The organism is Sphingorhabdus sp. Alg239-R122 (assembly GCF_900537065.1).
GTDB lineage: Bacteria > Pseudomonadota > Alphaproteobacteria > Sphingomonadales > Sphingomonadaceae > Alg239-R122.
On sequence record NZ_UNRC01000004.1, the window covers coordinates 36880 to 49378 of the forward strand.

12 protein-coding genes are annotated in these 12499 nt (G+C 53.3%); 8 read left to right on the forward strand and 4 right to left on the reverse strand.

Going from position 1 to position 12499, the window contains the following annotated elements:
* The first annotated feature begins 25 nt into the window (after positions 1 to 25).
* The 6 genes from G6Q15_RS05665 to phoB all read left to right on the forward strand — a co-directional run bounded on the left by G6Q15_RS05665 (position 26) and on the right by phoB (position 6104).
* Positions 26 to 1072 carry a substrate-binding domain-containing protein gene (locus G6Q15_RS05665; RefSeq protein WP_164116600.1) on the forward strand — a complete coding sequence of 349 codons (1047 nt, stop codon included), beginning with the start codon at positions 26 to 28 and terminating at the stop codon, positions 1070 to 1072.
* 88 nt (positions 1073 to 1160) lie between these two features.
* Entirely contained in the window at positions 1161 to 2537 is a 1377-nt protein-coding gene (gene pstC, locus G6Q15_RS05670) for a phosphate ABC transporter permease subunit PstC (RefSeq protein WP_164116601.1), read from the forward strand.
* Complete coding sequence (gene pstA, locus G6Q15_RS05675) at positions 2530 to 3822, forward strand: phosphate ABC transporter permease PstA (RefSeq protein ID WP_240330776.1); 1293 nt, start codon at positions 2530 to 2532, stop codon at positions 3820 to 3822. The genes pstC and pstA overlap by 8 nt, the downstream gene beginning before the upstream one ends.
* A gap of 5 nt (positions 3823 to 3827) precedes the next feature.
* Positions 3828 to 4607 (forward strand): phosphate ABC transporter ATP-binding protein PstB, encoded by a 780-nt coding sequence (gene pstB / locus G6Q15_RS05680; protein ID WP_164116603.1) that lies wholly within the window; start codon positions 3828 to 3830, stop codon positions 4605 to 4607.
* Between the two features lie 44 nt (positions 4608 to 4651).
* Positions 4652 to 5374, forward strand: coding sequence for a phosphate signaling complex protein PhoU (gene phoU / locus G6Q15_RS05685; protein WP_164116605.1), 723 nt, complete (start codon positions 4652 to 4654; stop codon positions 5372 to 5374).
* A gap of 28 nt (positions 5375 to 5402) precedes the next feature.
* Entirely contained in the window at positions 5403 to 6104 is a 702-nt protein-coding gene (gene phoB / locus G6Q15_RS05690) for a phosphate regulon transcriptional regulator PhoB (protein WP_164116607.1), read from the forward strand.
* A 39-nt stretch (positions 6105 to 6143) separates the two neighbouring features.
* Here the strand turns inward: phoB and G6Q15_RS05695 are convergent, their stop codons facing one another.
* Complete coding sequence (locus tag G6Q15_RS05695) at positions 6144 to 7505, reverse strand: porin (RefSeq protein WP_164116609.1); 1362 nt, start codon at positions 7503 to 7505, stop codon at positions 6144 to 6146.
* 209 nt (positions 7506 to 7714) lie between these two features.
* Here G6Q15_RS05695 and G6Q15_RS05700 point away from each other — a divergent pair, with 209 nt between their 5' ends.
* Both G6Q15_RS05700 and G6Q15_RS05705 read left to right on the forward strand, forming a co-directional pair.
* The gene (locus tag G6Q15_RS05700; protein WP_164116611.1) at positions 7715 to 8614 is read left to right on the forward strand and encodes an SDR family NAD(P)-dependent oxidoreductase; all 900 of its coding nucleotides are present in this window, start codon (positions 7715 to 7717) and stop codon (positions 8612 to 8614) included.
* A 142-nt stretch (positions 8615 to 8756) separates the two neighbouring features.
* The gene (locus G6Q15_RS05705; protein ID WP_164116613.1) at positions 8757 to 9803 is read left to right on the forward strand and encodes a hypothetical protein; all 1047 of its coding nucleotides are present in this window, start codon (positions 8757 to 8759) and stop codon (positions 9801 to 9803) included.
* Here the strand turns inward: G6Q15_RS05705 and G6Q15_RS05710 are convergent.
* The 3 genes from G6Q15_RS05710 to G6Q15_RS05720 all read right to left on the reverse strand — a co-directional run bounded on the left by G6Q15_RS05710 (position 9781) and on the right by G6Q15_RS05720 (position 12493).
* Complete coding sequence (locus tag G6Q15_RS05710) at positions 9781 to 10134, reverse strand: DUF2794 domain-containing protein (protein WP_240330777.1); 354 nt, start codon at positions 10132 to 10134, stop codon at positions 9781 to 9783. The two genes, G6Q15_RS05705 and G6Q15_RS05710, sit on opposite strands and share 23 nt — an antisense overlap.
* Before the next feature lie 31 nt (positions 10135 to 10165).
* Positions 10166 to 10888 (reverse strand): serine O-acetyltransferase EpsC, encoded by a 723-nt coding sequence (gene epsC / locus G6Q15_RS05715; protein WP_205518102.1) that lies wholly within the window; start codon positions 10886 to 10888, stop codon positions 10166 to 10168.
* 102 nt (positions 10889 to 10990) lie between these two features.
* Positions 10991 to 12493, reverse strand: coding sequence for a Ppx/GppA family phosphatase (locus tag G6Q15_RS05720; protein ID WP_164116615.1), 1503 nt, complete (start codon positions 12491 to 12493; stop codon positions 10991 to 10993).
* Positions 12494 to 12499 lie beyond the last annotated feature (6 nt).

Below are 12499 nucleotides of genomic sequence, written 5' to 3' on the forward strand. Positions count from 1 at the left end.
TTGTTTGAACAAGGAAAATCTTGAAATGATGAAGAAACTGAGCATCGCCTGTATTTCGGTACTCGCACTTTCCGCCTGTAATGATCAGGCATCCTCCGGTCAGGGCAGTGCCCGTGATTATATTGAGATTGTCGGTTCTTCCACCGTTTATCCTTTTGCAAAGGCCGTTGCCGAACAGTTTGAAAACCTGGATCCCTCTTATAAGTCGCCCAAGCTGGAATCGACCGGTACAGGCGGCGGCATGGAGCTTTTTTGTGCAGGGATCGGACCAAACACGCCTGATATTGCCAATGCTTCGCGCCGGATGAAAAAATCCGAATTTGAACGCTGCAAGGAAAATGGTGTCGAAAATATTGTTGAATTCATTGTCGGCATTGATGGCATCGCTGTCGCGCAGAGCAAAGAAGGCACGCAGTTTTCACTCACCCCTGCAGAAATTTACGAAGCCGTTGCAGCCAACCCATATGGTAAACCGAACACCGCATTAAACTGGTCAGATATTAATCCGTCTTTCCCGAGCACCAAAATTAATGTGTACGGTCCGCCGTCAACATCGGGCACACGTGATGCGCTGACCGAATTGATCATGGAAGTCGGCTGTAAAACCGATGCAGCCACCAAGGCGCTCAAAGAAAGCGACAAGGAAAAGTTCGAGGAAGTATGTCACGAAGTGCGCACAGACGGTGCCTATGTCGATACAGGCGAGAATGACAATCTGATCATCCAGAAACTGTCCGCCAACCCCGATAGCCTTGGCATTTTCGGTTACAGCTATCTGGAAGCCAATATGGACAAAATTCGCGGCATGCCGGTGGCCGGTGTCCAACCAACATATGACGCCATCGCTGGCGGTGAATATCCGGGTGCCCGTCCGCTTTATATCTACCTGAAGGGTGAACATGTAAATGTTATCCCCAACCTGAAAGAGTATGTTACGGAGTTCCTGAAAGCTGGCTCCAGTGACGGTTACCTGAAAAAATATGGCCTGATTACAGCACCTGACGATGTGCGGACGAAAATGGACATCGCCATTTCTGAGCTGTCAGCTCTGGATAGTGCTGAACTAAAATAATTTCAGATATGTCTATCCGGGCTGACCAAAATATTTTAGGTCGGCCCGGACACCTTATTTAAAATGATTCCCTGATAGGAAAGATATCGTGACAGGCCCGGCCATATTGTTATTGCTATTGGGATTAGGCCTGATCTCCTGGATTTTTGGCCGAGCCAAGGCCAATCGTTTTATCACGGCAGGTTCGAAAAACCTGAACTCGCTTCCCAATTACCATGGCTGGTACACCGCGCTGTGGGCAATTGTACCCGCGCTCATATTCATTACTATATGGAGTAGCGTCTCTCCCGCTCTCGTCACTGACAGCGTTCTTGCCAATCCAGCAGCGGCTGAACTGACCGACAATGGCTTCAAACGGGGCGCAATTCTTTCCGAAGCCCGGTCCATTGCCAATAATCCGGGGCAGAAGGCATTTAACCCCGAAGCAGAGCAGCTTGCTCCGCTCTATGCAAAAGCACAATCCTATTACGATATAGTCGGCACATTGGCGGTTATATTGCTGTGCTTTGCAGGTGCTGCTTATGCTTTTATCCGTATTCGTCCCGATTTCAGGGCCCGCAAACGCGTCGAGCAAGTTGTGATGATTGTCCTGTTGGTGGCATCGCTTATCGCTATTGTCGCCACAATCGGAATTGTCGCGTCACTTATTTTCGAATCTGCCCGGTTTTTCGGAATGATTTCGCCGATCGACTTTTTCTTTGGCACCGAATGGAATCCCAAAAATACGTCTGTTGCTGGCGATGGTGAAGACTTTGGCGCTATCCCGCTTTTCTGGGGCACGATATTTATCGGCGCTATCATTGCCATGGTCATTGCCATTCCTTTTGGCCTTATGAGTGCAGTCTACCTGACCCAATATGCCCGACCCAGTTTCCGCAAATGGATGAAGCCGATACTCGAAGTATTGGCAGGCGTTCCAACAGTAGTTTACGGCTATTTCGCTGCCTTGACCGTGGCCCCTGCCCTACGCGACTTTGCCGCGGCGATTGGAATATCCAACGCCACGTCGGAATCGGCGCTCGCGGCTGGCCTGGTAATGGGCGTCATGATTATACCATTCGTATCGTCCATGGCCGATGACAGCATCGCCGCTGTTCCGTCCAGCATGCGCGATGGATCACTCGCCATGGGCGCGACCAAGAGCGAGACGATTAAAAAAGTGCTGATCCCAGCCGCATTGCCAGGTGTTGTCGGCGGCGTCCTGCTGGCGGTAAGCCGCGCCATTGGCGAAACCATGATCGTGGTGATGGCGGCCGGACTTGCCGCCAACCTGACCGCCAATCCTTTCGCCAGCGTAACTACCGTTACCACACAAATCGTACAGCTTCTAACCGGTGATAGCGATTTTAACAGTCCCAAGGTGCTTGCCGCTTTCGCTCTTGGCCTGACACTGTTTATCGTCACGCTGCTGCTCAATCTCGTCGCCCTGCACATTGTAAAAAGATATAGGGAAGCATATGAATAACACCGCTTCTCCCGCAACACAGCAAACCGCCATAGTGGGCAGCCGATCAACAGACTGGCAAGGCGAAGTGATGCAAAAACGCATTGTGCGGCGCTATGCCGCAGAGCGCCGTTTCAAATATCTGGGGCTCTCGGCGATTGTCATATCATCGCTGTTCCTCGCATTCCTTCTGTTCGTCATGATTGGCAATGGCATCAAGGGGTTTTCCACCACTCAGGTCGCTGTGCCGATTGATTTCGCATCTGCAACCGGCGGCGCCAGCCCAGAACAGATCAGCGGTGAAGGTGCCGAGCGTGCCCTCAATTCGCTGGACATTGCCGGTGTTGTCAACACCGCGATTGAAATCGAATATGGCGCAGAGGCCGGTGATATCTTTACCGAAAATAGCTGGACAGATGTGCGTGATGCATTGCTTTCCAATCCGGATATGATTGCCGGAAACACCACTGTTTGGCTCACAGCAAAGTCCGAAATCGATCGCGCAGCCAAAGATGAGACGGATGAAAAGTTTGAAGCACTGTATGCGAAACTCAAAGATGCAGGTAAGGCGCAGAGCGGCTTCAACTGGGGTTTCCTGACCGGTGCCGACGGCACGGACCCTGCACGCGTCGGCATCTGGGGCGCACTCAAAGGGTCCATCATCACCATGCTGGTCACACTGGCCATGGCTTTCCCCGTTGGTGTGCTCGCGGCTGTGTACCTTGAAGAGTATGCACCCAGCAACCGGGTTACCGATTTTATTGAAGTCTCGATCAACAATCTGGCCGCCGTACCATCGATTATTTTCGGCCTGCTTGGCCTGGTTGTGTTCTTAAGCTGGCTGGAGCTGCCGCGCTCTTCCGCTTTGGTAGGCGGCCTTGTCCTTGCGCTGATGACCATGCCTGTGATCGTGATCGCGGGACGTAATTCGATCAAATCAGTGCCGCCTTCGATACGTGAAGCGGCTATGGGCGTTGGCGCAAGCCCCGTGCAAGTGGTTTTCCACCACGTGCTGCCACTGGCCCTGCCTGGCATCATGACCGGTACCATTATCGGCATGGCACGTGCATTGGGTGAAACCGCGCCGCTGCTGATGATCGGCATGCGCGCATTCCTGACCAGCCCGCCACAGGGGCTCACTGATCCTTCGACCGTATTGCCCGTCCAGATCTATCTGTGGTCAGATGAGGTCAACAGGGGGTTTGTCGAGAAAACCTCTGCCGCGATTATCGTACTGCTGATATTCCTGCTAACAATGAATGCGTTCGCAATTTACCTGCGCAACCGTTTTGAAACGAGATGGTGACACATATGACCACCGAAACCACGACCATCACCAACAAGATGACGACGCGCAATGTCGATGTCTTTTATGGCGAGAAACAGGCAATTAATGGTGTGTCCATTGATATCGACATGGAAAATGTCACTGCCTTTATCGGCCCGTCCGGCTGCGGCAAGTCAACATTCCTGCGCACCATGAATCGGATGAATGATACGATTCCATCCTGCCGGGTCACAGGTGAAATCACGCTGGATGGCGAAGATATTTATGCACCGTCCATGGATGTGGTGCAACTGCGTGCACGTGTCGGCATGGTGTTTCAAAAACCCAATCCTTTCCCCAAGTCGATTTACGACAATATCGCCTATGGACCGCGTATTCATGGATTGGCTAGCGGCAAGGAAGAGCTGGATCGGATTGTTGAAAAATCACTACAGCGTGCCGGCCTTTGGGCAGAAGTCAAAGACAGGCTGAATGAAAGCGGGACTGCGCTTTCTGGCGGTCAGCAACAGCGCCTGTGTATTGCGCGTGCGATAGCAGTCGATCCTGAGGTCATCCTGATGGACGAACCCTGTTCCGCTCTTGACCCGATAGCCACCGCAAAAATTGAGGAACTAATCCACGAACTGCGCGGGAAATATGCTATTGTGATTGTGACCCATAATATGCAGCAAGCCGCCCGCGTGTCGCAGCGTACAGCGTTTTTCCACCTCGGAACCATGGTGGAATATGGTGACACGTCGGAAATGTTCACTAATCCACAGGAAGAACGCACGCGCGATTATATTACGGGCCGTTACGGATAGAAGTTTCAAATAAACCACTGAAATATCAGTGAATGGAAAGACATATGAACACGACCAACAACAGCACTGAACACACAGTCAAGGCATTTGACAGCGACATCAGCGAAATGCGCGGCCTGATCGCCGAAATTGGTGGACGGGCCGAAAAATCTATCTCGCTGGCAATGAAGGCGTTGGCCGATAATGATTACGATCTGGCTCGCGAAGTGGTCAAGAATGACAAACAGATTGACGCGTTGGAAGAAAAAATCGACCGTATGGTCATTCAGACAATCGCCCTGCGCGCTCCGATGGCAGATGACCTGCGCGAGCTCGTCGCGACCCTGAAAATATCAGGCGTGGTTGAACGTATCGGCGATTATGCGAAAAATATCGCCAAGCGCGTCGCGGTGATTGACAATAACCTGCATATTGAACCTGCATCGCTCCTGCCGGCCATGGCCCAGGCTGCGTCACAGCTGGTCGATGATGCACTTACCGCCTATGCGACACGCGATGCTGACTTGGCCGACCAGGTGTGCGAGCGCGACCGGGTGGTAGATGATTTCTACAACACGATTTTCCGCTCACTCGTTACGCACATGGTTGACAATCCGAAGCATATAGGCGCGGGTGCACATTTCCTTTTCATCGCAAAAAACCTGGAACGCATTGGCGACCATGCCACCAATGTCGCCGAAATGGTTTATTTCGCTGTTACTGGCGAAAATATCGGGGAACGCGAACGCGGCGACAATCCCAGCGATCCATTATATTCAGAAGACTGACTTTAACCCTGGACAGGATTTCAAACCCATGAGCAACCCGCATCTACTCCTGGTCGAAGATGATATGGCGCTTGCTGAGCTGGTTTCCTACCATTTTGACAAGTCCAGCTTTCGGGTTTCACAGACCGCTGACGGAGAAGAAGCACTTTTACTCGCACGCGAAGAGCGGCCGGACATCATCCTGCTCGACTGGATGATCGAGAACCTGTCAGGCATTGAAGTGTGCCGCCGCCTGCGCCGCGGCAATGACACCGCGAATATCCCGATCATCATGATGTCGGCGCGCGGCGAGGAAGAGGACCGTGTCCGCGGGCTTGATATCGGTGCCGACGACTATGTCACAAAGCCGTTCAGCCCGCGTGAGCTCATCGCACGGGTCAATGCCGTTCTGCGCCGTGTCCGCCCTGCCCTGGCGGGTGAAACACTCACATTCGCGGATATTGAGATGGACACGATCCGCTACAAGATCAAACGCGGAGGCGAGACTATCCTGCTGGGACCAACCGAATTCCGCCTGCTCCGCCATTTCCTGGAGCATCCAGGTTGGGTGTTTTCCCGCGAACGGTTGCTTGACCATGTCTGGGGACATGACAGTGACATCGAAATCCGCACTGTCGATGTGCATATCCGCAGGCTACGCAAGGCGCTGAATGCAGGCGGACGCCCTGATATCATCCGCACCGTACGATCAGCGGGATATGCGCTGGATAATGATATAGCGGAAGGCTGAGAGCAGCCTTCCGGCCACTCCCAGCATTACCATAATTGCTTAAAAATCAACCTGGGCGCGCACACCCACGGAATCCACACTGTAATTACGGTCGGTTCCCACCGCGTTAGCCGCGTCGCGGTACACCAGATGATTATAGTTTATCATGAAACGTGCATAATCGATTGGCGTCCAGATAAGCGAGGCGTTATATCCATCCTGCGTGCCGCCGATGATGCCGTTATCGGTGAGGTCAAGCCGGTCATAACGCACATTGAACTGCAACGCGCCCAAACCGCCTTCGCCGACAGCTTTTGATGGTTTGATGCGGTCAAACTTGCCGCTCTTATAGCCGCGCGTATCGTCCGTCAGGAATATCCCCGCTTCGACATAGCCGCCAAAGAATGTGGGGTCGGCAGTGACCGTGCCAATCAGCTCAGGCTGTATCCAATGGGCCTCGCCCACCGCATGGAAACGTCCGCTTATCAACGCGGCTTCCAAACCGTAACTCAGCTCCTCGGATGCCGGCAAGCGCGACGTGTTGAGAAAGCGCGTGTCGGTTGCATGTACCGCCGGGCGCTGGCGATACCGGACCGACTGGACATTATCGCCCAGATCGCGCCAGTGCGCCGAACCGCCCAGGTGGACACGTGCATCCCCGAACTTGCGCGAGAAAACCACCCGTCCGTCCAGGCCGATGCTATCATCCTCATCACTGGTCAGGTCATCGACACTTGCCGTGAAAACGCCCCCGCTCAGGGTGAAATCACCGGCTTTCTGGGTCACAGATACACCTGCCCGCCGTTCAAACCCGAACGCATCGGTAAAGGCTGCACGTTCCAAGAAGCTGATATGCAGACTGCTGGTCAGCTCTTCCAGCGATTGCAGGTTGTTATGATGGCCTATGGCCACGCTGGTCCCGCCATTTTTATAGGTCAGTATGGCATCCGCCAACGCAATATCATTATCTGCAAAATCCGCTTCCAGCTTATAGCCGAAACCACCCGGCATGCTGCCCTGTGCACCAATACGGACACGCCGCAGTTCGTTGGAAAAGCCAAGCCCGGGATCGTTGATGGCATCGGGCGCGCTTACATGCACGACATCATATTGTATGCGGCCACGCGGCTTGAAGCTCCATCCATCCTTGGTCTTGATTTCCGGGGCACCCTTGAAATTGATTTGCGCCTTGTTTTCATCCTTTTCCGCAGCTGGCACGGGCGCTGGCGTAGCCGCTGCAGCCGTCCTGGCCGCTTCCTGACTTTCCAGACGCGATTCGAGCGCCTCAACCTGCGCCTTCAGTGCAGATATCTGCGCGCGCATTTCGGCGGCTTCTTCATTGCTCATACCCTGTGCAAGCGCCTGTGCTGGCGTAAGGGCGATGGCAGAAACAGCAATCAGCAAACGTGTTGTACGGGTCATAAATAATCCTGTTCAGGTTTGTTTGATGACGCGTCTATTGTGAATGTGTGACATCTATATGAATCAAATATGACAGTTTTTGGTAATCCGCCGAAACGGCTTGAAATCCTTGATGCGTGCACGCTCACAGAACGCCCATTGCCAATTCGCGAGGAAGCTCTAAAAAGGCGGTCAGGAAATTCAATCAATCGATTAAAAGGACGATTCTCATGACCATCAGTTTCAAGGACCGCGTAGCCATTGTCACCGGAGCGGGTGGTGGCCTGGGTCGCACATATGCGCTCGATCTGGCAAAACGCGGCGCAAAAGTGGTCGTCAATGATCTGGGTGGTGCACGCGACGGCACCGGAACATCCGATGCAGCCGCAAAAGTCGTCGAAGAAATCAGGGAAGCGGGCGGCGAAGCCATGGCCAATGGCGGCAGCGTCACCGAATATGACCAGATGGAAGAAATGGTCGCGAAGGCAAAAGAAGCCTGGGGCGGTGTCCACGTGCTGATTAACAATGCCGGCATATTGCGTGATAAGAGTTTCGCGAAGATGGAGCCTGCCGATTTTGACCTGGTAGTCAAAGTCCACCTGCTCGGCTCTGCAAACTGCACCAAGGCGGTGTGGAGTACCATGCGTGAGCAAGCCTATGGCCGCATATTGATGACATCATCCTCAACCGGCCTTTACGGCAATTTTGGTCAGGCGAACTATGGTGCAGCGAAACTGGGCCTGGTAGGTTTTGCCAAAACATTGCATCTGGAAGGCGCGAAATACAATATCCGTGTTAATTCTCTCGCTCCGGTAGCCGGTACCCGCATGACCGAAGATATTTTTCCGCCAGAGGCATTTGATGCCTTCAAGCCGGAGAATGTCACACCAGCAGCCATTTTCCTCGTGTCCGAAGACGCACCTACCAACATGATCGTCGGCGCTGGTGCAGGTGGCTTTCAGGCATCCTATGTCACCATGACGAAAGGCGTTGCCCTTCCCGAAGGCGAACGCAACGCAGAAGGCGTGGCGGCGGCATGGGGCCAGATCATCGACCGTACAGGCGATACAGTACCACAATCAGGCAGTGAACAGTCCATGGGTATCATGAAACTGTTGCAGGGTCAGTAAACCGCATACCGAAGCCAAATCAGGTAAAACCGCCCATGTTTGCATGACATGGACGGTTTTTTTGCTTTGTATTCACACAGCCACTGTATTGCCACACTAATTCACCTGTGCTAATGCCGTTTCGGGCAACAGGAGAATATCCATGTATAGCGAAGCAGATTTACAAAATGCCGTAGAGGCTGGTGCATTGTCACCCGATGCCGCCACCGCATTCCGCAATCACATATCCCAAAGCAGGTCGGCACCTGTCGCCGATGAAGAACATTTCCGCCTGATCACCGGATTTAACGATATCTTCGTTACCATAGCAGCCATATTGCTGTTGGTGGCGATGGGGAATATTGGCGGCCTGATAAGCCATGCAGTCTCCGGCCTGCTGGTGGCTGTGTCAGCATGGGGCCTTGCTGAATATTTTACACGCAAGCGCCGCATGGCCCTGCCCAGCATCATATTGATGGTTGCCTTCGCTGGCGGCGTTGCCGCAACGGTCGCCGCTTTGCTTAACTTTGACAGTGTGGACAATGAAACCACCGGCGCAATATATGCTGCCATTGTCGCCGCCAGCGCGGCGCTCGCCAGCTATCTTCACTGGCGTCGCTTCATGGTGCCCATCACCATCGCTGCACTGACAGCCACTGCCGCTGCAGCGGCCATCGCATTGATCGCATCAGCGCTACCATCACCGGAAGATTCCATAAAGTGGCTGGTTTTTGCGGCAGGCATACTGATTTTCCTGATCGCCATGCACTGGGACATATCGGACCGTGAGCGTAAGACGCGCCGCAGTGATGTTGCGTTCTGGCTGCACCTACTGGCCGCCCCTGCCATCGCACACCCCATATTTTCAGGGCTGGGCGTACTGGACGGTGATGCGGGCATGATGAAAGCATTGGCTGTCATCGCGCTGTATATCGCGTTTGGGTTGATCGCACTTGCTATTGACCGCAGAGCCATACTTGTTTCTGGCCTTGCCTATGTACTGTATGCGTTGTGGGAAGTGTTCCGTATTTCATCCAATATCGAATTGGGGGTCGCACTCGCTACACTGGTTATCGGGTCGGCTCTGCTGTTATTGTCAGTATTTTGGACACCGATCCGGAGCAGGATAGTCAACGGGCTTCCGGAAAACCTGCAATCGAAGCTACCGGCAACACATGGGCTACCGGTCAATCCTCAACCAGCTTCATAAGCTTACGCTCAAGCGGGGCCAATATGCCAGGCAGTTCATGGCCCCGCTTCAGCACCACACCGTTTTCACCTGTCAGTGCCCATAGGCCCTGCTTGTTTCTGAGAGACGGGCGCTTTTCTATCCGGTACTGCGGACGCTCGGCGGTACGACGAAAAGCCGAAAAAATAGCAGCTTCCCTGCCCATATCTATCGCATAATCACGCCAGTTTCCCGCCGCGACCATGCGACCATAAAGATTCATAATCTGGCTGAGTTCCTGCCGGTCAAACCCTATCTGGCCAGATGATGTAGCTGCGCCGGGAAAAGGTGTGACATTGCTGCTATAATTCACCAATATCGTGCTTTCCGGTCATACCTGCCGTTCATGTTCCGCCTTGAGCATCCTTTTCTGCACAGCCGCCAATTTCCTCTGGCGGCTCTGTTCCGTCGCGTTCAGCAACCAGCTGGCCCAGACGCTTTTGCATCTGCTCCATTTCACACTGCAGTACTTCCAGTTTCTGTGTCGAAGGATCATATTTTTCACTGCATGGCGTACCATAAGGAATGAAATCACGCTGATAATCATCCGCTTCGACCAAGGTCGAGCGTGCACGCACGCCAACCATGGTTGCTCCATCGGGCACTTCTTTTGTTACCACCGCATTTGCGCCGATACGTGCACGTTCGCCGACCAGTATCGGCCCCAATATCTGTGCGCCGGAACCAATGATGACATCATTAGCGATGGTGGGATGACGTTTACCCGGCACGCCGTCCGCAGGATTCGTGCCGCCCAGCGTCACACACTGATAGATCGTCACATTATCACCAATTTCCGCGGTTTCACCAATTACGGTGAAGCCATGGTCAATAAACAGGTGCTTACCGATTTTTGCCCCCGGATGGATATCAATTGCGGTCAGGAAGCGGGATAAATGGTTTACGAGGCGAGCAAGAAAGAAAAGCTCCCCGCGAAAAAACCAGTGCGCAATACGGTGCAGCCCGACAGCCAAAAGGCCGGGATAAAGCAGTATCTCCCAACGCGAACGCGGGGCCGGGTCACGGGAACGAATGGAATCAAGATAATCTGTCAGTGCGCGCAGCATAGGCAGCTCCTTCACTTGCATATCGCCTATAAATAGACGCGAATAGCGGCTTTTTCCAGCCTTGATGGCAAAATAACTATTTTCAGGGGCAGGAGTATAACTTTATCCAGCAGCTTTCTTGCTGAGAACAAGTTCGGCTTCAAGCTGCATTTCGCGAGCGAGCTTTTGATGCCTTCGCTCAACCACTTCGCCATAAAAATGCGCATGTTCAGGCTGTAGCAGTAATTGCAGCCTATCCTGTTTCACACGAATGCTGCAATGCGTAAGGAATTTGTCCGTGCCGCCTGAAAGCCGCTTGGCAAGGCGTATGGCAAGCCCCCAGCATATAGCACGGCGCATATCTTCATCGCTTAGCAAGCCGCTATTTTCCATGAATATTCTAACCCCGCCATCAAAACTGGTTGATAGCGCCTGCGCCACCAGCATTCTGCCTCTCGCATCTATGCCGACCCAGTTGCCATGTAGCGCCATATCAATGCCGCGTGCCGAACGGAAGTTCGGGTTTGCCTGCCACCCTACATCGGCCAGATGACATGATGCCAGCAGCAGTCTTTGGTTTTCCCGGCCTTTTTCCTTAAAGAGCGGTGTCAGCCATTCATACAGCCTCTCACCCGTGCGGCCATAACGCGATTGCAAGCGTCCAAATCGTGCAGCCGGTTCAAGTAACGGATCACGTTTGCGGGTTTCCTTGCTCATCTTGCCATAAAGCAACCCTTCACGCAGGCCATAGGCAGACACCACATATTCTCGCGGTTTGGTAAAACTGTCGATAATATCCAGTAACGCAGCCGCATCACGCAATGTAGTAACACGCGAAAATGGAAATCCGTCTATGGCAAGGAGTTCTTCATCGCTCATCCGGGTAGCAATGTTGATCAATTCTCCAGCTCGCTTGCGCGATATAGTGTAATTATGCAGCACTTTGAGCGGATAAGACTGTAAGTGCATGTCCAGCCGTGCCAAAGCGCGCCAGCTTCCCCCGACCAGATAGAAACTGCCTTTACTTTTGCTGAAGGCCGGATCCAGCCCCGACAGCAATTCTTTAACATGCCCTTCCAGCTTGCCTTCTTTACGCAGCGGTGCCGCGCGCAGTACGCCTATCGGCATGGAAACGCGTTCATGCACCTTGCCTCCGCCGATACGTGCCAGTTCCAGACTACCGCCACCCAGATCGCCGACAATGCCTTTCGACCCGGGAATGCCTGACAGCACACCCATGGCAGCAGTTTCAGCTTCTTCCAACCCGGAAAGGATTTCGATATCAAAGCCAATCTTGCGCGCCATGCCAGCAAATTCAAAGCCATTCGTGGCATCACGCACGGCCGCAGTTGCAACGCAGATAACCTCGTCCGCACCGACCAGGTCTATCAGCGATTTAAACCGTTCCAGCGCAGCCAGCCCGCGCTGCATTGATTTCTCACCGATCTTGCCGGTTGCGGACAGTTCAGAGCCAAGCCCTGCCATCACTTTTTCATTAAAGGTGATCGCCGGGTTGCGGCGGGGCCCCGCGTAAACGACCAGCCGGATCGAATTGGAGCCGATATCAATAATTGCGGTGCGATATTCGCGGCGCGGAGCGACTGATTTCTTCTTTTTTGCCGCCATATGCTG